Raw genomic sequence first — 19,559 nt, 5'->3', positions numbered from 1 at the left:
CGGTCTGGGGTGATGGTGAGGTCTGCACGGATTCTGTCAGTCGGGGCTTTCATGCTGGGTGCTGTCCCCTTGCTGGTAACAGGCAGCGCAGCCAGCCTTGGCCAGGTCCGGGCTGCTGAAACAGACGCACCTGTGCCGCCCGGAAAACCCCAGATTGAGAAATCATCCCCGGAAAAACCGTCCGACGGGGAGAAGCCGGCCACAGGCGAGCCAGGCAAGGATAACAAGGCCAAAAAGGCCCAGGATTCCTCTGATCCTGTTGCGCCTGATGCCATCCATTATCAGACCATTCTGTTGCCGACCTCCGATGCAGCGGTTGACAGCGGCCTGAAAGCCTCCTCGCAGCTTCTGGCGCTCGAAAAATCCCATCTTGTGGGACCCTATGCCCTGGCCGGCCGCATACGCGATGATTATGAACGCCTCCAGGGCGCATTGAGATCGCAGGGCTTTTACGCCGGCCAGATCAATATCGTTGTCTCTGCCAGGGGACGACACATGGATGGGCGTGACCCGCTCCTGGCTGCCTTTCTTCTCAGCCTGCCCCATGGCACGCTGGTCAAGATCACCGTTTCAGCCAAGCTGGGGCCTCAGTTCCACATCAGCCGCATACTGATTCTGCCGCCCCCGCCCAAACCCGTATCCAAACCCAGGATGGCGCAGAAGAGTGGGGCGACGCAGGCGGTCTCCAGTCCTGTCCTGCCGCCCGGACCCCCCAGGCTTGAAAAGCTTACCCCTGAGGAAGAAAAGGCTTTCGGGCTCAAAATCGGCCAACCAGCCATTGCCGGTGACATCATCGCAGCGCGTGAGCGCCTAGCTGCCTTTCTGCAGGAGGAAGGGTACGGGCTTTCCGATGTCTCAGCGCCGCAGGGCATTCTTCAGTCTGCTCAGCACGGACTGGAAGTGCGGATTTTTCTCAAGCGGGGGCCGAAACTTGTCATCGGGCCGATCAGCCTGGAAGGGCTCAAGCATGTCCATCCCTCTTATGTCCGGATGCGCATGAACCTGAAGGAAGGACAGCTCTATCAGCCGTCAGTGATCGATCAGGCCCAGCTCAACCTGAGTGATACCGGGCTTTTCAGCAGTGTCACGGTGCGTCCTGCACCCCCCATCATCAGGATTTCTCCTGACAGAAGCCTTGTGAAAGGCGTGGATCAGGCCATGCCGCTTCAGTTCACGTTCAAGCCGGGCAAGCGCTACCGGATCTCTGGTGATATCGGGTATTCGACTGATCTCGGCGGGCGTGCGGGGGTGAAATGGCTGGACCGTAACCTGTTTGGCAATGGCGAGCAGCTTCGACTGGCCGCCATTGCGACAGGTCTGGGCGGCACAGCCGAGCAGGGGCTGGGCTATGATATTTATGCAGATTTCAACAAACCCGATTTCATGGCGCGCAATCGCACCCTGAATCTGCGTATCGAGGCGTTGCGGCAGCTGCTCTATTCCTATCGCCAGACTGCTTTTTTCGTGCGGGGAGGGGTGGCACAACCTATCGGGCGTAACTGGAATGTCAGCGGATCCGCCCTTCTTGAACAGGAACGCATCAACCAGTTTCACCATACGCGGGATTATTTCATCGCCTCCCTGCCTCTGGAAGCCACGTTCGACAATACTGACCGCAGCAATCCCATCGAGCCGCCCACCCATGGGGTAAGGGCCGCGCTGGGTGTCACGCCCTCCCTGTCGATGGAGCACAGGACGGCTTTCTACCTGCCCCTGACGGCTGAGGCGTCGACCTATCTCGATCTTCACCATCTCGGTATTTCCCCGCCAGGTCGCAGCATCATCGCGTTGCGGGCCACTGTCGGAACAATTCAGGGGGTCTCGTCCGTCTGGAATGTTCCGCCCGACCAGCGGCTTTATGCCGGCGGGCCCGCGACGGTCCGCGGTTTTCGCTGGCAGGGAGTGGGACCGCATTGGAAACACACGAAATATGCGATTGGCGGCACATCCATGGATGCAGGCACGGTGGAATATCGCCAGAGAATCATGAAAAGCTTCGGCACCGCCCTTTTTGTTGATGCAGGTCAGGTGGGAGAGCATTCCACGCCCGGTGAAGGCAAGGTCCGTGTCGGTTACGGCGGCGGGGTGCGTTACTTCACGCCCATCGGACCCATCCGTTTGGATGTGGCTTTTCCCATGAACCGTCCCCGGCGAGGCGACAGGTGGGAGCTCTATATCGGACTGGGAGAGGTATTCTGATGACACCGCCACAGGAGCCACACCGCGCTGATGCCTCGTTCCAGGGGGAGGAGGCAAAACATGCCAGATCAAAACATGCCTGGCCTGGCTGGGGGCATCGCCTGGTCCGGATCGCGGCCTGGGGGATTGCGGGGCTCCTTGGTCTGTTGCTGCTTGCCGTGACAACGCTTCTGGTGGGGTTAAACCTTCCGCAGGGGCGGGCGCTGCTGGTGGAGAAACTGCCTGCCCTGACAGGAGGGATGGTTCATCTTTCAGGCCTGTCAGGCAGGCTGCCATGGCATATCAGAATCCGGAAACTCACCCTTGAAGATGAAAAGGGGGTGTGGATGGAGCTGGACCAGGGCGATCTGCGGTGGTCCCCGCTGGCATTGCTGCATCTGCAGGTGAAGGTGCAGTCTCTTACCGGCTCTCGTTTCGTGTTCGCGCGTCTGCCGGTCACCCATCCGGACCCGACACCGAAAAAGCCTTCCGGTCCCCTGCATCTGCCCCTGAGTGTGAAGCTGGACCGGCTGGCCGTTCCGCAGGTTGATCTCGGTGCAGGCCTTGTAGGGCTGGGCATGCATTTTTCCCTCAGCGGGGCGACCCGCATTGCCACCATCCAGCCTTTCCTGTCGGGCTTTTCATTTTACCGCCTGCCCACCATGAAGGTGGGCCTGCAGGCGCACCGGCTTGATGACCCAACGGACCTTGAGCTGAACATAAGCCATGAGAAGCGCAACCGGCGTTTTGATGGCTTTCTTCACTACTCTGAAGGCAAACAGGGGTTTGTCACCCTCCTGGGCCATCTGCCGGCCCTGGACCCGCTGCGCCTTTCCCTCACGGTCTCAGGCCCCCTGACAGGGTTGCACACGACCCTGGCCCTTCAGGCAGGCGCGCGTCACGCGAAGGCTGCAATGACGCCTGGGCCTGACAGCCCGGCGGGAGCGGTTCATGCGCAACAAGCCATTCTGCAGGCGAAGCTCAAAGGGGTGTTCGACGTGCCCGGCGCGCGGGGACAGATGGCTCTGCAGGTGAATTCAGCCCCTATGACCCTCACGCCTGCCATAGGCTGGGAAGGCCTGCAGCTTGCTGCCAATCTGCGCGGCCCTTTCCGCGATCCATGGGGCAAGGCCAGTCTGGATCTGACAGACTTGGCTGCCGCCGGGGCAGGCGCGCGGCATATCATGCTGCAGTTCACGGGACAGGAAAATCTGCAGCAGCCTGACAGGAGCCTGCTGCAGCTGGCCGGATCAGCTGAAGGGCTGCGGTTGCCGGGCAAGGCAGGGCTCCTGCTGGCTGCTGAGCCCCTTACCCTGGATGCCGAATACAGGCCCTTGGCGAGAACTGCGCCTTTCGTGGCAAATCTCGATCATGCCCTGGTGCAATTGCGTCTGAAAGGCCAGCTCGCACCGGCACCTGTCATACACCTGGCACTCACACTGCCGGACCTGCAGCCGCTGGGACAGCTGGCAGGAGTGGCTTTGCGCGGCCAAGACCAGCTTGTGGCTGATATCCGTCTGCCGGCTTCAGCCACGTCTGCTGCCACTCTTGCCGACAGGGTCAGCGTGAAAGCGACTGATTACGTGGCCATCACGGGAGGTGATCCCAGGGCTGTGGGAATGATCGGCCCCAAAGGGAAACTTACTCTCGTGCTGACACGCAACCGTGAGGGGGTGCTCACAGTGCCGCAACTGGCCCTTTCCGGGGCGGCTCTGAACGTGCAGGGCCATGCTCTCTACGCCCCGCGCCCCCGGGGACAGGGGGTCAAGGGCGCGTTGACGGTTGAGCTGCCTTCCTTTGAAAAGGCTGTGCCGGCATTGCGAGGGGGAGGGAAACTGACTTTGACCGCTGAAGGGCCAGTGGATGACCTGGCGGCCAGACTGGCCTTCACCGGTCTGTTCGGGGTGCACACCGCAACGTCCAACGCGCAGCCTGGGCCCTTTGCGCTGACGGCTGACGTGCAGCATCTGCCGCGTGTCCCGACAGGGACAATGGTTCTGACAGGAACGCTCGATCAGGCACCGATGGCCCTGAATCTCAGCTTTGCCCGCAATGCCAGAGGAGACATGAGCCTGGACCTTTCCAGACTTCACTGGAAAACGCTGGAAGGCGCCGGTACAGTCGGCCTGAAGAACGGGCAGAAGATCCCGCACGGCAATCTGGATATCAGAATTTCCCAGCTGGCTGCCTTCCAGCCACTGGTCGGCCAACCCCTGAGCGGTCACCTGAGCCTTGCTCTGCATACCCTGGCAGAAGGTTCCGGCAGCGTTGCCCCTTCAGGCGCCGGCGCGGCGAAGGTTGGTCCCCACAACAGGGGAAATGCACAGGAAACTCTCGTTTTTTCCCTGGAGGGGGCAGGCGGCCTGCCGCGCTACGGGGTCAGGCAACTGCAATTGAGCGGCAAACTGCACCACCTGCCTGGCAATCCTGCGGCCGAGGTGACTCTGGTAGCTGACGGGCTGCGCGCCGATACTGTTACAGGACAGCTCCAGGCTCGTGTTTCAGGCCCGCTGCAGGCGCTGGTCTTCAGAACGGAAGGGCATTTTCAGCATGTCCTGGAAGCCCCGGCGGATATTTCCCTGGCTGCCTTGCTGGATCTGCCGGACCACAAGGTGCGCATCGACACGCTGGAGCTGCAGGCCAAGCGGGAAAAGGTGCATCTTCTGGGACCGAGCACGGTGAGTTACGGCGCCAGTCTTGGGGCTGACCGGCTGCGCCTGGCTGTGACGCCGCCCCATGGCCCCACAGCAACGCTGACAGCTTCCGGCACGGTCAAGCCGGCCCTGAAGCTTGACTTCGACCTGGCTCAGCTGACGCCTGCGCTTGCAACACCTTTCCTGCCGAAACTGCGGGCCAGAGGCGTCATTGCCGCTCATGGTGCGCTGGGCGCCACACTGGCCGACCCGACAGGGAGGATCGTCCTGCAGGGCAGCGGGCTGCAGGTTCTCAGCGACGCGACGGCAGCCCTGGCGCCTGCCAGCCTGCAGCTCCAGGCGGCCTTTCAGCACCAGCGTGCCGCACTGTCGGGCCAGCTTCAGGCAGGGCGTGACATTGACCTGGCCCTTTCAGGCAGTGTGCCCCTGAAGGCTGCGGAAGCGTTGAGTGTGGCGGCAAAAGGCCATTTCAACCTGCGGGCTGCCAATGCGGTGCTGGGCGTGTCCGGAATGGGGACGTCAGGCATGCTGAGCCTGGACCTTGGGGTGGGGGGCACCCGTCTTCATCCCGTGCTGACGGGCGGGGCGCAGCTGCGAAACGGAACGTTCGACCAGTATACCCAGGGCGTGCATCTGACCGGTATCACAGGCGATGTGGTGGCTCATGACGACGAGCTGGAAATCCGGGATTTTCTGATCCATGCCGGATCGGGAACGATGGATCTCAAGGGAAGCGTAGGGGTGTTGAAGCCTGGCATTCCCGTGGCCCTGGCCTTTGTGGCCAACAAGGCGCAGCCCGTGCACAGCGATGTGGTGACCGCCACCCTGGACGCGCGGATACGGATTGCAGGCCAGGCCACGACGCGGCTGGATGTTGACGGCAATATCAACATTCCAAAGGCGTCGATCACCATTCCCGATGCCATGCCGGCTTCCGTGCCCCAGATCCAGATCGTCAATCCCAATGCTCCCCAATCCGTTCCGGCGTCGCCGCCGCTGGTCATCGGTCTCAACCTGACCATCACCGCACCTGGTCAGATCTTCGTGCATGGCCACGGTATTTTCGCGGTGATGGGGGGCAAGCTGCACATAGGCGGAACCGCTGCCGACCCGGTGATCAGTGGAGGGTTCGACCTGAGGAACGGCTCTTTCAACCTGGCCGGCATCAACCTGAATTTCACTTACGGACGTGTCACTTTCGGGGGTGCAGGGCTCGGCCACAGGCTGGACCCGCTGATCAATTTCCGTGCGGAGCGCAATGCCAACGGTATTCTGGCCAGCCTGATCGTCTCGGGCTATGCCAGCGATCCGAAGCTGAAATTCGTCTCCAACCCGCCTTATCCGAAGGATGATGTGCTTTCCATGCTCCTGTTCGGCTCCTTGCGCGCCTCCCTTTCCCCAGCACAGCTGGCACAGCTTGGCGCAGCGGTTCTGGAGCTGGGTGGCGGCATCTCGATTGACCCGCTGAATGCGGTCCGGAAATTCCTCGGCCTCGACCAGTTGACGATCGGCGGCGGAACCGGGGTCAACAAGGGCGGCGTGGCGCTTGAAGCCGGGAAATACATTCTGCCCGGCGTGTTTGTGGGCGCACGCGAAGGGCTGGGTGGATCAGGCACGCAGGCGGAGGTCAAGGTTGATCTCACCAAGCATCTGACCCTGCAGACGACTGTCGGCACGGGCGGGCAGGTCAACGGGTTTACCACGCCGGAAAATGATCCGGGCTCCAGCGTGAGCCTGTCTTATGGGCTCAATTACTGAGCTTAATTAATGGGTTGTGAGCGGGCTGAAGCGCGTTCAGTCTGATCTGCGGGTCGCTTTGGCAGCTAGAATCTCGCCCAGCTGCGCAATAACCGGCGCCCATGCGCCGTGGCGGGGCTGGCGGAGGATTTTCAGGCTGGGATACCAGGGACTTTCCGTCGTTCCCTGACCCCAGCGCCAGCAATTGGTGTAGCGGTCCAGCAGAATGGCCTTCCTGCCCAGCGCACCTGCCAGATGCAGCACGGAAGTGTCGACGCTCACGACCAGGTCCAGCTGCTCGATCAGGGCTGCGGTATCCTCCAGGTCCTCGCATGCTTCCATAAGATTGATTATCGGGCCTGGAAAATCTTCCAGCTGTGCGGCAGCGGGGCCTTTCTGCAGACTGAACAGCTGGATCTGCTTCCCAAGCGCTGTCAGCGGGGCGAACTGGTGCAGCGACATGGAGCGGTGGCGGTCCAGAACGCGGGCCGTGCGGTCATGCCGGTGATGCCCGCCTGCCCAGACCAGCCCTACCCGGAGCGTATCTGACTGCAGGTAAGGTGCCAGGCGTTCCAGCATCCGCTGGCGGCGCAGGGGGGAAACGCTCAGATAGGGCGACGGGGGGCAGCGTTGCTCAGGCGTGGGCAGGGCGCTGAAAACCCGTGGCAGACTGATGAACGGGCAGTGATAATCATGTTCAGGTGTCTCTCCACCGACCTGGACCGTGTCGACACATTCCAGGTTGGAGACAAGGGAAGCCAGCTCAGCGCTGCACCAGACATGAAGCCGTGCCCCGGTTGCAGCCAGCGGGACCAGGTAGCGCAGATACATCAGCATATCACCCAGCCCTTCCTCCTGAGTGATCAGAACGGTTCTGCCGTGGAGTCTCTGCTGCATTTCCGCCGGGGAAGTGCTGTCCAGAGTGGGCAGAAGCGTTTCGGAAGGCAGGGTGGTATGGCCGGGAAGCTTCAGGCGCCATTCATGTTCCAGCCAGCCCTGGGCAAAACGTTCTGCCTTGAGGAGGGCCAAAGAATGGTTGAGCCGCAGCCGCGCTTCATGCGGCGCCAGGGCGATGGCGCGCCGGAAGGGTTCCAATGCTTTTTCGGCCTGACCGATCTGGGTCAGCAGGGTGCCAAGATTGCCGTGTGTGGTCCAGTGGTCGGGCAGTTTTTGTGTCAGACCGGTCAGAAGAGTGGCCGCCTCCGCAAATTCCCCGCGGTCGGCCAGAAGAGTGGCCAGGGCATTGTGCAGGGCCGGGTGACCTGGAAACACCTTGAGCGCCTGGCGCAGCTCTGTCTCTCCCAGGACTGCTTCGCCCAATATGAGCCGTGCCATGGCCCGAAGCCCGTATAAGGCGGGTGAGGGAGACGAAAAGCTTTCCATGTGGGTGAGCAGGGTCAGGAAACCGCGCTCTTCCACTTCTTCACACAGTGTGTTCTGGATGAGGGCCAGGGGATGAGGGCTCCCAGAAAAATCTGGCAGTCTCAGGAAGCACCGGGCAGCTTCCGGCAGGTTGCCAAGCTGGAAAAGCGCCCATCCTTCAAGGAAGTTCCGCGCAATCGGCGATGAGAGATGCTCAGCCAGCAACAGCGCCTCGTCTGACTGCCGGGCCTGCAGACAGGCAAGAACATGGTTTTCCAGCGCGTCAGTGCCACTGACGAAAGGCGTGAAACTGTCTTTAGGAGCGCTCATGGACCTCTGGAGGGACCGGGGATCCCTGCACGGGCCAGCGGCTGCTCAGGAAGACCAGTTTTTTTCAAAATCCGCATAGAGTGTCAGGCCTCCGTCCACGAAAAGGGTCTGGCCGGTGATATAGCTGCTGGCCGGACCGGCCAGGAAGCCGATGACAGCGGCGATTTCAGCCGATTGGCCTGGGCGTTTCATCGGGATGTGAGAAGACACGACCTTGTACTGCTCAGGATCGTTCACCCAGCTGTCATTGATGGGCGTGACGATGGCGCCAGGGGCAACGGCGTTGATGCGGATGCCGCGTGACGCGTATTCCAGCGCCAGAGTGCGGACGATGTTGCCAAGCGCGCCCTTGGAGGCGGCATAGCTGAGATAGCCCGGCTTGGGGATGATCTGGTGGACGGATGAATTGACGACAATGCGGCCCTTGATGTCGTTTTTCAGCCAGTAGCGCAGCGCCTGGCGTGCCGGAATGGCCGTGCCCAGCACATTGACCCCCATGACACGCTCGAAATCGGCCACGCTGAAGTCTTCAGAGGGACCTTCAATCTGAAAGCCCGCATTGCAGATGAGGATGTCCAGCCCATCCATTTCAGAAATCGCCTTGGCCATGGCGTCACTGATAGCTTTTTCATCGGAGACATCTGCAGGCGTGATGAGATGCGGCCCTTCCGGTACTTGTGCCAGAGAAGCCAGAACGGTTTCCAGCGCCTTGACGTTGCGTCCGTTAAGCACGACGCGTGCGCCGTTGGCAGCAAAGAAACGCGCCGTTTCTGCCCCGATCCCCTGCGAAGCGCCGGTAATGAAAACTTTCTGGCCCTCAAAAGCCGGCGTAGGGGTACCAGAATTGCTGGCAGGGCGGGAAGTTTCGGACGACATGGGCACACTCCGGAAAGGAACGGGGGCTGTTACGGGAAAAGGGAAATTCACCTGAGGGGTGGGTTCAGGCGTTTTTCATGGTTTCAGTCAGCTCTTCCAGAACCGCAGTCGGATCCTTGTTTTCCAGGACTGCCAGCTCAGCCACAAAACGCTCCTGGGCGGCTTCGAAAAGTTTGCGCTCGGAGAAGCTGCCTTCAAGGCTGTCAACGTTGCGGCGCAGGTCACGCAGCACTTCGGCGATCTGCACCAGATCCCCTGAATTGATCTTTTCCTGATAGGCCACCGCACGCCGGGCCCACATGCCCCGGCTCACCTGAGGTTTGCCCTTGATCACTGCCATGGCCTTGTCGACGATATCGCGTGAGGCGATCTTGCGCAGCCCGGACTTGCGTGCCTTGGCCAGCGGAATGCGCAGGGTCATCTGGTTGCCGGGAAAAGAGATCTGGATCATCTCGATCATGGTGCCGGCAATCTTGTCTTCACCGATACGGTCCACACGCCCGACCCCATGGGCAGCATAGACTATGGCATCGCCGACCTTGAAGGGATCGCGGACCTGTTCCGGATCAGTCTGGCGGGCCGTGTTCTCAGCGGCGGCACGGGCCATTTCTTCCGTGACGCTGCCCTTCTGAGGCATTTTGAAGTTGTTGTTCATGCAAGCAATATAACAGGAAATCCCCTGCCTGTCTTTTGCTCTTTGCGCAGCCGGAAGTTTGTGACGGGTTTTTCATGGCCCCCTGTCATTCTCCTCAGGGCTGCACGCCTCTCAAGGGTTGCGGCATTGGCGCAGGCTTGAGACCGAGCGGCTGAAGGAGATCGGTTTCAATGGTGCGGGCGATGGTTTTCATCGGCAGGGCGTGCACGGTATCGCTGAAGGGCTCCTGCAGGTTGCTGCCGCTGCGGTCCAGCATCTGGAACAGGACCCCGATGATGCTGGAGCCCAGCGGTGTCAGCCAGCCCAGCGTCTGCACAGCTGAAAGGGGCAGCAGGATGCAGAAGAGATGCGTGGCGATATTGGGCAGGATGGAATACTGGACGGGCAGGGGGGTCTTGCAGATACGCTCCAGCCCCCCCTGCGCATTGGCAAGATCAGAGAGGATGCGGTCGACATTGCTCTGCAGCGCGCCGTCCACCCCTCTTTTTTCACTCAGGCTGCGAACCTTGAGGCCGATTTCGTAAAGAAGGGCGTTGGCCCGATTGCTGCAGGCGAAAACCCGTTGCTTGAGCTCGGGGGATAGCAGCCGGTCGATGTCAGTAGGGTCCGGCTCCTGGCCGCGCAGGGCAGCAGCTAGAAGATAGGGATAGGCTGCCATGGAGGTGGCCAGTTCCGGCGCCCCGTTCAGAAGGCTGCCGACCTGGCGGCCGAAGGAGCGGCAATTGTTGGTAAGCACCCCCCACAGGGACCGTCCCTCCCACCAGCGGGCATAGGCAGCGTTGTTGCGGATGCCCAGAAAGATGGCCAGGGCCGAACCCATCAGGGAGATGGGCAGCGCGGCCTGTTCCATCCATTCCTGATGGTAGACCTGGAACAGCACCACCACTGCCAGGTCCCAAAGCGCCAGAATGGTAAGGGAAGGCAGGGTTTCCCGAAACAGAATAGCGATTCCTTGGGGGCGTTTGACGATCATCCTGCGTCCTTGAACAGAAAACTTGAAAAGCAGCGTGCGGGCAAGGATTTATAAAAGTACTCTGATGCGCTATGAAACCTGCAGAATTCAGTCAGGAAAACCGCGCGCAAAGCCAAAAGTAAAGAGGGTGGATATGGACGTCATGGATGTGAGAGCTGCGATCGCTCTGGAACCCGGCAAGCCGCTGGTGGTTGATACCGTGCAGCTTGAAGGGCCTCGTGATGGTGAGGTCCTGATCGAGATTATGGCGACCGGCATCTGTCATACCGATAAATACACGCTATCAGGCCAGGATCCCGAAGGTGTTTTTCCGGCCATTCTGGGCCATGAAGGGGCTGGCATCGTGCGCAAGGTCGGCAAGGGGGTGACGAGCGTCAAGCCCGGTGATCACGTCATTCCGGTCTATATTCCCGAGTGCCGCCAGTGCCCTGCCTGCCTGTCGCAGAAAACCAATCTGTGCACCGCCATCCGTGCCACACAGGGGCGTGGGCTGATGCCTGATGGCACGACGCGCTTCTCCTACAAAGGGAAGCCGGTCCACAACTATATGGGTTGCTCGACCTTCGCCAATTTCACCGTCGTGCCTGAAATCGCCGTGGCCAAGATCCGCCCTGACGCGCCTTTCGACCGTGCCTGTTACGTCGGTTGCGGCGTGACGACCGGCGTGGGTTCAGTGATCTGGGGCGCGAAAGTGGAGCCCAACTCAACCGTCGCCGTTTTCGGGTTGGGGGGTATCGGCCTGAACGTGATCCAGGGGGCGAAAATGGTCGGTGCCCGGCAGATCGTGGGCGTTGACATCAATCCGGCGCGCGCCCCGCTGGCTGAAAAGTTCGGCATGACGGATTTTCTCAACCCGGCAGCCCTTCCCGAGGGAGAAGACGTGGTCAGCAAGATCATCGAAATGACCGGAGGCGGTGCTGACTACACTTTTGAATGCATCGGCAACGTCACGCTGATGCGTCAGGCCTTGGAAAGCGCGCATCGTGGTTGGGGCGTGGCCTGCGTTATCGGCGTGGCAGCGGCGGGGCAGGAGATCTCCACCCGTCCTTTCCAGCTGATCACGGGCCGCAAATGGATGGGAACGGCTTACGGCGGCGCCCGTGGGCGCACGGACACGCCGAAGGTGGTCGACATGTACATGGAAGGCCGGGTGGATATTGATGACCTCATCACCAACCGCATACCCCTCGAAAAGATCAATGAGGCTTTCGAAATGATGGGCCGCGGCGAAGGCATCCGCACCGTTGTGGATTACAGCCTGTGAAGGATATTTCCTTCGATTTTGCCCGTTCGGCCGCTCAGCTGAAGGAACTGGAACGTCACGAATGCTGCGAGGGGGAAGTGCGTTTTCTCACTTTCCCCTCGCAGGCCCTGGGGCTGCCGACGAAACTGGGGCTTTTTCTGCCTAGGGCAGCCCTTGAAGGGAAAAAGGTTCCTGTCGTTTACGCCCTGGCCGGCCTGACCTGCACACAGGAGACCTTCCTGATCAAGGCCAATGCCGTGCGCTACGCCGCTGAGCATGGCCTGGCCCTTGTAACGCCTGATACCTCGCCACGTGGCGCACAGGTTGCGGCGGAAGACGAGGCTTATGATCTGGGGACCGGCGCCGGGTTTTACGTTGATGCCACTGCCCAGCCCTGGGCGGCACATTACCGGATGTGGAGCTACGTAGGCCAGGAATTGCCGGGGGTTCTGGAAGCAGCCTTTCCACTTGACGGCGATCGTTGCGGAATCATGGGTCATTCGATGGGCGGCATGGGCGCACTGGCTTTCGGCCTGCGCAATCCGCGCAAATGGAAGACCGTTTCAGCCTTTGCCCCCATCTGTGCGCCCGCGCGCGTGCCCTGGGGCCAGAAAGTGACGGAAACCTATTTCGGCGGTGATGAGGCGCAGTGGCGCCATTATGATCCGTGCCTGCTTCTGACAGAAGGATACCGGACTGCAGGGAAGATCCTGGTTGATCAGGGCCTGAAAGACGAGTTCCTGCCCATTCTCTGTCCGGATCTGCTGGAGCAGGCGGCGCGTGAGGCAGGGCAGCCTCTCGAGCTGCGGCGTCACAAGCTTTACGATCATTCGTACTGGTTTGTGCAGTCCTTCATCGCTTCCCAGATCCTGCATCATGCACGGGGCCTGACTCCCCAGCCGGGCGGTTAGGACAGTCCCCGTCAGCTTCTTCCAGAGTCAGTGCGTCCATAAAGCTGTGTTGGGGTGATCAGGGGTGCGCTATCGGCCTGCAGTCCTTCAGGGGTCACGTTCTGGTAGAAACAGCTGCGCCGACCGGTATGGCAGGCCACGCCTGTTTGGTGGACGGTAAGGAGAAGCGCATCGCAATCGCAATCAAAAGCGGCTTTCAGGAGATGCTGCACCTGGCCGGAGCTTTCGCCCTTGCGCCATAGGCGCTGGCGGCTGCGGGAGAAATAGCACACCCGTCCTGTGCGGAGGGTCTCATCCAATGCCTCGCTGTTCATCCAGGCGAGCATGAGGACGTTTCTGTCTTCATCCTGCGCAATGGCTGCCAGCAGGCCCTCTGCATCAAAGCGGGCCTGGGCTACGAGCGCGCGGCGCTGTTCAGGCGAAGGCGGTTGCCAGTCCTGCAGGCTGCTCTGGGGAGTGGAATCAGGGGAGATCACGGGGTCGGAACTCCAGCAGGAGCGGCATCGGAACTAGCCGGGGAGAAGTCTGGCAGCCAGGCTGGCCACGGGCTGCGGACATTCCGGCCATCGGCCAGTTTGAGCGTCTCGTTTCCCCAGGCCGTTCTGTGCAGCAAGGCAATTCCCCGCTTCCCCAAGCGTGATCGGACTTCGCCGACTTCCCGTCCGTCAAGAACAAGGGGAAGGTTTTCAGGTAGGGTGGGAAACTCTCCCTCATCAAGCTCTACTGGTATCAGACGACGTTTCAGCAGCCCCCGGTAATGAGTCCGGGCCGTTACTTCCTGGCCCATGTAACAGCCTTTGGTCCATGACACGCCTCCCAGACAGTCCAGGTCGGCTTCGAGGGCCAATGTGCGGCCCGGCTCAATGTCCTCCCATTCCGGCAGGCCAAGTTTCAGCCGCCGTGACTGCCAGGTTTCCGGCGGGCGGTCTGGGGTGGTCAGGTTGGCTGGAAAATCGGGGCTTACCAACGCCCGCAAGCCTGCCTGCGGGGTGCGGGGATCAGGTGCTATGGCTTGCAGAGCGGGCAGGGCTGTAGCAGGAAAAAGGCAGTGGCCGGATTGGGGGGACAGCTCTGCAAGGCCGGTTATGACCTGCAGATCCGTCATTGCCAGAACCACGTCAGCCCGCAGGCGGAAGCGCTGCAGGCGCTGCTGCAGGGCCTGGGCAACGGAAGCAGGGACATCGATCAGAAGAGCATCGGGCGTGGAGAAGACGAAGAAAAGAGCTTCGATCCGTCCCTGGGGGGTGAGGAGCGCGCTCCAATTGCAAGGTGTGGCTGCAACAGGCGCCCAGTCCCCGGTCTGATGAGGGACAGCTGCGGAAGCCCTGCCTGCAGAAGCCGGGCGCTCTCCTTTGAGATCAGCCGTAATCAGGCCCTGGAGAAAAGCGATCCGGTCCCCGCCGCTTATGGAAAGAACCGATCGGTCCGGATGCGGAAGAAAGGGCGGAGAAAGGTGGTTGCGATTCATCATCAGGCGCATAATAGTGCATTCATTGCCCGCTCCCAAACGAGCTGGACTGAGTTGTGGGGCCATGTTTCGGCAACGGGCGCAGTCCGGCACTCCTCGCACCAGCTGCCAGGAGGCGGGCATGGGGTTCGGAAAGCCAGTTTCGCGCCTGTGATGTGAGCGTCTTGTCGAGGAACGTAAGCACTTGCCTAGCGATGAAATCGTCAATCCCCTGATCAGCCCGGTCAACAGACGCTGGCAGATCCTGCAGGTTCTGGCGCCCATTGCAGGTGTGCTCCTGGTCATCGGCGCGATCGCTCTTGTCAGCTGGCACAGCTACAAGGCCACCCGCGCAGGTGCAATCAGCCTGACCAACGATCTCCTGCGCAGTCAGCAGCGCTACATCACGCAGGAGGTGAGCAACTATCTTTCGCCCGCCATTTCCAGCACGGTTCTGGCCCATGACATGCTGAACCTGGCCTCGCCGGCGGCCAATGCCAACATCTTCCTGCTGCTCAGCCGCTCCATTCTGCGCAACGTGCCACAGGTGGATGGCTTCTACCTCGCCAACCAGAATGGCGAATTCTGGCGTGTCAGCAGGGAAGGGCAGAACTTTCAGGAAACCATTCTGGGTGTTGATGCCAAGGGGCAGCCGGACTTCCAGCATCTCCTGGTCAATCTGGACGGCGAAGTGCTGCAGCAGGGTGCAACACCTGCGCATGATTTCAATCCCACGACGCTGCCCTGGTACCAGGGCGCTCTTCACAAGGCCAACCGCAAGGGTATTGACCGGATCTTCTGGAGTGACCCGTACCCCTATCCCCAGACCCATCAGTTCATCGTGACGGCCTCAATCGCCATCCGTACCCTCAACGGGCGTGAAGTGGTGTTTGCGATCAATATTTCTCTGAACCAGCTGACGAACTTCCTCAACAGTCTCAAGGTGGGCAAAAGCGGCCAAGCGGTGATTGTCAGCCTTTCAGGACAGGTGATTGCTGGCCACAACATGGCTGATCTGGGCAAGCCCGGTTTCCAGGCGGCGAATGTTTATCTCAATCCTGTCACGCAGCCGGTTTTCACCCGCGCACTCAACATGTTCCGGATCCTGGGGCCGGGTGCAGGCATTATCCGGGCGCGTGGCAAGGATTACGTCACCATGGCCTCGGCCATGCCGCTGGCTAAACATTCATGGGTCCTGATTCTGAATGCGCCTGAAAATGACTTTGCGAGCTTTGCCCAGGTCATCCAGAAACAGACGGTCTACTTCTCGCTGCTGATCGTCGGTCTGGCCTGTCTGCTGGCCTGCGGTCTCATCTTCCAGGGCCGGCGGGTGAACTCCCTGAAGCGGGTGATCGAGACCAACAAGGAAAACAACCTCATCGACAATGCCCTGCTGCTGAAAGTGGCCAATACGCCCGGACTTCTGGACCCGCACCGTGAGGTACCCATCCTGACGGAAGTGCTTACAGAACGTGCCGCAGCGCAGCGGGCCGGGATCTGGCGGCTGCTGCCCGATGGCAACCGCCTTCTGTGTGAGGATGTGTTCGACCGTCCCAAAGACGTGCATGGCTCAGGGATGGAGCTCACACGGGCGGCCTGTCCGGCCCTGTTCGACAATCTCACCACCCCGCATCTAGTCAATATCCCTGATGCGGCGACCGACCCGCAATACCAGGCTTTCCAGCGGCTCGTCATGCGCCCGGCCGGCACGACGCATCTGGTCTATCTGCCCGTGCAGGACCTCCACCAGCCGCTGGGCGTGATCATGATTGAAGACCCGCAGCAGCTGGATGGGCTTGACCGTGTTCTGGCGCTGGTGGCGGCAGTCGTGGCGGTGCGGTTTGCCCAGCTCCAGAAAACAGCAGTCCAGCTCGACAGCGTCGGTGCCGGGGATCTCGAGAAAACCCTGGCCAAGGCACCCAAGCCCGGCCCGCTTCACATGGTGGAAGGATTTCTTATCCCGCCGGGCGAGGGAAGCGGGGGGCTGCCAGCCAGCGGTCTGTATCCGCAGGTGCCTGTCATGGTTCTGGAATTCGCAGAAGCCTTCACTGAACAGAAAGAGGGGGCTGAACAGACGCTGCAGCTCATCGGTCAGCTTTCCGACACCATCCAGCAGCTGGCGCGGCAATATGGTGTTTTCTCCCTGCAGGTGACCGGCAACCGTCTTATCCTGCTGGGGGGCTGCAGCCAGACGCCTGAGCCGGCCACGTTGCTGCGCCTGGCCGAAGCGGCCATTGCCATCAGGGAAGCGAGCCTGACTGCTCTGCTCAGCCAGAATTCGCAGGTCATGATCCGGATCGGGATTGACATCGGCCCCATTCTGGCTGCGCGCCTGGGGAAAGATCCGAGCATTTTCAATGTCTGGGGAACGGGTCTTGGTGTGGCAGAGCTTCTGGCGCGCACGGCGCCGGATGGCGGGCAGATCCAGGTGTCTGACCAGGCTTACCAGATCATGCGCAATTATTTCCTCTTCCGGCCGCGTGGTGAATTCTATCTTCCGGGTGAAGGCATCACCCAAACCTATATTCTGGCAGGGCGGCGCTGATGAACGTCTCACCGGAACATGGCCTGCCCCCTTCAGGTACGCCGCGCGCCCCTCAGCCAGCTGAAGACCGCGCCGTAAGCGGCGTTTCCGCGGGTCAGAAGAAAAATACCGCGCCTGCTCCGAAAGATCAGAGCCCTCTGCCTGTTCCCCTGCGGGCTGCGGAAAGATTTGCGGTCATCCAGAATCTGCTGGTGCTGACCGGGCATTTCGTCCGGATGCAGTCGCGTTTCATGCTGGTTCTGATCGGCTCGAGCTGGGGGGTTATCTGCCAGGCTGTTCAGCCGCTGACATGGCGGCGCCTTGTCCGGATGGAATTCTGGCGTTCATTGCGTCAGTCCACGGGCGGGGGATTGCTGAGTGTTCTGGTGGTCGCTGTGATCAGTGGTCTGGGCATTGTGGCCCAGGCCGTGTTCTGGCTGGGTTTTGCAGGCATGACCCAGATGACCGGCAGCATCCTGGCGCGTGTCCTGGTGCGTGAAATCGCCCCTGTTCTGGTGGGTGTCATCCTGCTCGGCCGCTCCGGTATGCTGATCGTTGCCCAGCTGGGTGTGCTGACGACAGCCGGGAAACTGCGCATCCTGAGCGGGATGGGAATTGACCCGTTCATTGCGCTCATCGTGCCCCGCACGGTCGCCATGACTGTCAGCGGTTTTACGCTCGGCGTGATTTTCAGCGTTGTCGCTCTCGGGATGGGCTATATCGTCTGCTGGTCACAGGGTATCGTCACGATGCCGATTTGGTCCTTCATGTTTCAGGTCGCAGCCAGCGTGAGCAAGCCTGATTATCTGGGCATTCCCCTCAAATTTCTCCTGAGCGGTTTTTCCGTCGGTCTCAGCAGCTGTCTTTCAGGGATGGACGTGACCCAGAACGACAGTCTTTCCACCATGATTCCGCGCGGGTTCTCCCGGGGCATTCTCTCGATCCTGACCATCAATGTGGTGATCGATTCTCTGTTCGGATGAAAAATGCGGCGTAACAAGAAGACCCCGGCTCTCACCGAAGATCTTGCAGTCCTGCCGCTCGGCCCGGTTCTGGAACTGTCGGAAGCCCGCCCCCTTTACATTGATGAAGGGGTCTCCCCCGTTGCCTACAGCCTCACTTTGGCGGCGGGAGAATGCGCGCTGATAGAATGCCATGATTCACAGCTGGCGCAGCGCTTCACCGACCTGTGTGCAGGCATGTTCACCTTGGCAAGCGGAAGCGCGAAATGCCTGGGCCTGGACTGGCAGACCCTGGACGAGCGACGCACCAACGCATTGAGGGGATTAATGGGACGCGTCGGCGAGGAGGCGGGGTGGATCGATTTCGACCCTATGCAGATCAATATCCTGGCCCCCTCGCTTTACCACACCTATACCCCGCTCGATGAGCTGGTCGACCAGGCCACTACCTTAAGCGAGATATTCGGCCTGCCGGGTCTTCCGATTGAAATGCCGCCCCATATGTCCTTTCTGGACCGGAGGCGCTCGGAATATGTCCGGGCTTTCATGGGAGAGCCGATCCTGCTGCTTCTGGCAGACCCGATTTCACGCGAGCCCGAAGATCTCTACAATGCTTTCCTGGGGCAGATGACCATGGCGTGCGACCGGGGATGTGCGGTAGTCTGGATTGCATCGGACCGGTCGGTCTGGAAAGATTACGCGCAGGAAGACATGCAGTTCTTGCGTCTTAGCGACGGGGGACTGAACCCCATGCGAGGCTTGTGATGTTTCGGCTCCGGAAATCTGCCGCCACCGACAGTGCCATCCCGCTTTTTCGCAACCGGTATGCCGATGAATGGGTTGGCCTGCTGGTCCTTGGCTCCGTCATTCTTTTTGCCGCTGCCATTATCGAGGCAGGCGTGCTGAAGCAGTGGCTGACGCCTTCAGCGCGCATCTACTTTGTTCTGCCCCAGAATGGCCTTGCGGGCCTGGCGGTGGGCAATGACATCGAGGTTATGGGGGTGCGGGCAGGGGAGATCCGTCAGCTGGACCTCAATCAGGAAGGGCGGCTTTACGCCGTCGGCACGATCGAGCCACAGTTCAAGCCCTTCATCCGTACTGACAGCAAGGCCGTCATCCGGCGCCGCTTTGTGGTGACGGGCGCCAGTTATATCGACATATCGCGGGGCCGCGGCCAGCCCCTGGACTGGAGCTATGCGGTTCTCAGAGCCGTCACAGAGCCCAATCCGGCTGACATGATCACCAAAACCGTTGCTCAGCTGCAGGCCACACTGGTGCCGACCATGAAAAATGTTCAGGACATCACCGCGCAGATCAATCAGATTCTGGCTGAGCTGAGAGATGGCAAGGGAACGGCCGGTGCCTTGCTGACCAGCCGCGAGACTGTGGATCGCGCCAATCAGGTGCTGGCCGACCTCAACAAGGCAGCCCTCGGCCTGCAGCCTCTGGAAGCCAAGCTCAACCAGATCTTCACCCGCACCGATGTGAGCCTGAAAGCGACCTTGCCCGACATTCACCAGACCGCACACAATGCGGCTGTCTCCACTTCCCAGCTTCCCACGCTGCTGACAGAGGCCGAGGCCACGACCGAAAGCCTGAGAAAGCTGACCCAGCAGATACGCTCGCTCTGGTTCCTGGGCGGTTCAGGCAGCAAGGGCAGCGCCGGCCGCCTGCCTGCCTCGGCCGTGCAGCCGTGAGGCGGAAGCG

14 protein-coding genes are annotated in these 19,559 nt (G+C 60.8%); 8 read left to right on the top strand and 6 right to left on the bottom strand.

The features are described from left to right. Positions 1–12: 12 nt before the first annotated feature. Positions 13–2,199 carry an autotransporter assembly complex protein TamA gene (locus E3E11_RS00230; RefSeq protein WP_231119061.1) on the top strand — a complete coding sequence of 729 codons (2,187 nt, stop codon included), beginning with the start codon at positions 13–15 and terminating at the stop codon, positions 2,197–2,199. Then, a complete protein-coding gene (locus E3E11_RS00225) occupies positions 2,199–6,590 on the top strand; it encodes a translocation/assembly module TamB domain-containing protein (RefSeq protein ID WP_141450647.1) in 4,392 nt (1,463 codons plus the stop codon). Before E3E11_RS00230 ends, E3E11_RS00225 begins: the two co-directional genes overlap by 1 nt. 36 nt (positions 6,591–6,626) lie before the next feature. Here the strand turns inward: E3E11_RS00225 and E3E11_RS00220 are convergent, their stop codons facing one another. From E3E11_RS00220 to E3E11_RS00205, 4 genes are all read right to left on the bottom strand, one after another. Continuing rightward, positions 6,627–8,261 (bottom strand): tetratricopeptide repeat protein, encoded by a 1,635-nt coding sequence (locus E3E11_RS00220; protein WP_141450646.1) that lies wholly within the window; start codon positions 8,259–8,261, stop codon positions 6,627–6,629. Between the two features lie 45 nt (positions 8,262–8,306). Beyond that, a complete protein-coding gene (locus E3E11_RS00215) occupies positions 8,307–9,137 on the bottom strand; it encodes an SDR family oxidoreductase (RefSeq protein ID WP_141450645.1) in 831 nt (276 codons plus the stop codon). A gap of 64 nt (positions 9,138–9,201) precedes the next feature. Next, complete coding sequence (locus tag E3E11_RS00210) at positions 9,202–9,774, bottom strand: CarD family transcriptional regulator (RefSeq protein WP_407938679.1); 573 nt, start codon at positions 9,772–9,774, stop codon at positions 9,202–9,204. A gap of 112 nt (positions 9,775–9,886) precedes the next feature. After that, complete coding sequence (locus E3E11_RS00205) at positions 9,887–10,765, bottom strand: bestrophin family protein (RefSeq protein WP_141450643.1); 879 nt, start codon at positions 10,763–10,765, stop codon at positions 9,887–9,889. Between the two features lie 142 nt (positions 10,766–10,907). Between E3E11_RS00205 and E3E11_RS00200 the strand changes: the two genes are divergently transcribed. Next, the gene (locus E3E11_RS00200) at positions 10,908–12,029 is read left to right on the top strand and encodes an S-(hydroxymethyl)glutathione dehydrogenase/class III alcohol dehydrogenase (protein WP_141452002.1); all 1,122 of its coding nucleotides are present in this window, start codon (positions 10,908–10,910) and stop codon (positions 12,027–12,029) included. Then, positions 12,026–12,919, top strand: coding sequence for an S-formylglutathione hydrolase (gene fghA / locus E3E11_RS00195; protein ID WP_407070528.1), 894 nt, complete (start codon positions 12,026–12,028; stop codon positions 12,917–12,919). Before E3E11_RS00200 ends, fghA begins: the two co-directional genes overlap by 4 nt. Positions 12,920–12,930: 11 nt before the next feature. Here fghA and hisI read toward each other — a convergent pair whose 3' ends face one another. Together hisI and ygfZ are read right to left on the bottom strand one after the other, a co-directional pair. Further along, positions 12,931–13,395, bottom strand: a complete 465-nt coding sequence (hisI, locus tag E3E11_RS00190) for a phosphoribosyl-AMP cyclohydrolase (protein ID WP_407070527.1) — start codon at positions 13,393–13,395, stop codon at positions 12,931–12,933. Then, on the bottom strand, positions 13,392–14,399 hold the full coding sequence (gene ygfZ, locus E3E11_RS00185; RefSeq protein ID WP_141450642.1) for a CAF17-like 4Fe-4S cluster assembly/insertion protein YgfZ: 1,008 nt from the start codon (positions 14,397–14,399) through the stop codon (positions 13,392–13,394). Before ygfZ ends, hisI begins: the two co-directional genes overlap by 4 nt. A 172-nt stretch (positions 14,400–14,571) precedes the next feature. On the opposite strand from ygfZ, the gene E3E11_RS00180 reads away from it, so the two are divergent. From E3E11_RS00180 to E3E11_RS00165, 4 genes are read left to right on the top strand one after another with little or no spacing between them, the layout of a single operon-like run. Then, a complete protein-coding gene (locus tag E3E11_RS00180) occupies positions 14,572–16,911 on the top strand; it encodes an adenylate/guanylate cyclase domain-containing protein (RefSeq protein ID WP_141450641.1) in 2,340 nt (779 codons plus the stop codon). Next, positions 16,911–17,873 carry an MlaE family ABC transporter permease gene (locus tag E3E11_RS00175; RefSeq protein WP_231118921.1) on the top strand — a complete coding sequence of 321 codons (963 nt, stop codon included), beginning with the start codon at positions 16,911–16,913 and terminating at the stop codon, positions 17,871–17,873. The genes E3E11_RS00180 and E3E11_RS00175 overlap by 1 nt, the downstream gene beginning before the upstream one ends. Positions 17,874–17,876: 3 nt before the next feature. After that, positions 17,877–18,617 carry an ABC transporter ATP-binding protein gene (locus E3E11_RS00170; RefSeq protein ID WP_141450640.1) on the top strand — a complete coding sequence of 247 codons (741 nt, stop codon included), beginning with the start codon at positions 17,877–17,879 and terminating at the stop codon, positions 18,615–18,617. Then, positions 18,617–19,549: an MlaD family protein gene (locus E3E11_RS00165; protein WP_141450639.1), complete on the top strand. Its 933-nt coding sequence runs from the start codon at positions 18,617–18,619 to the stop codon at positions 19,547–19,549. Before E3E11_RS00170 ends, E3E11_RS00165 begins: the two co-directional genes overlap by 1 nt. Positions 19,550–19,559 lie beyond the last annotated feature (10 nt).

It is taken from the genome of Oecophyllibacter saccharovorans (assembly GCF_006542375.1).
Classification (GTDB): Bacteria; Pseudomonadota; Alphaproteobacteria; order Acetobacterales; family Acetobacteraceae; genus Oecophyllibacter; species Oecophyllibacter saccharovorans.
Note: the sequence above shows the minus strand (reverse complement) of the source record. Positions and strands in the feature narration are given on the sequence as shown.

Bases quoted from the DNA above. Each gene is read 5' to 3' on its own strand.
- E3E11_RS00230 (WP_231119061.1), top strand. From the start codon at position 13: ATGGTGAGGTCTGCACGGATTCTGTCAGTCGGGGCTTTCATGCTGGGT.
- E3E11_RS00225 (WP_141450647.1), top strand. From the start codon at position 2,199: ATGACACCGCCACAGGAGCCACACCGCGCTGATGCCTCGTTCCAGGGG.
- E3E11_RS00220 (WP_141450646.1), bottom strand. From the start codon at position 8,261: ATGAGCGCTCCTAAAGACAGTTTCACGCCTTTCGTCAGTGGCACTGAC.
- E3E11_RS00215 (WP_141450645.1), bottom strand. From the start codon at position 9,137: ATGTCGTCCGAAACTTCCCGCCCTGCCAGCAATTCTGGTACCCCTACG.
- E3E11_RS00210 (WP_407938679.1), bottom strand. From the start codon at position 9,774: ATGCCTCAGAAGGGCAGCGTCACGGAAGAAATGGCCCGTGCCGCCGCT.
- E3E11_RS00205 (WP_141450643.1), bottom strand. From the start codon at position 10,765: ATGATCGTCAAACGCCCCCAAGGAATCGCTATTCTGTTTCGGGAAACC.
- E3E11_RS00200 (WP_141452002.1), top strand. From the start codon at position 10,908: ATGGATGTGAGAGCTGCGATCGCTCTGGAACCCGGCAAGCCGCTGGTG.
- ygfZ (WP_141450642.1), bottom strand. From the start codon at position 14,399: ATGCGCCTGATGATGAATCGCAACCACCTTTCTCCGCCCTTTCTTCCG.
- E3E11_RS00175 (WP_231118921.1), top strand. From the start codon at position 16,911: ATGAACGTCTCACCGGAACATGGCCTGCCCCCTTCAGGTACGCCGCGC.
- E3E11_RS00170 (WP_141450640.1), top strand. From the start codon at position 17,877: ATGCGGCGTAACAAGAAGACCCCGGCTCTCACCGAAGATCTTGCAGTC.
- E3E11_RS00165 (WP_141450639.1), top strand. From the start codon at position 18,617: ATGTTTCGGCTCCGGAAATCTGCCGCCACCGACAGTGCCATCCCGCTT.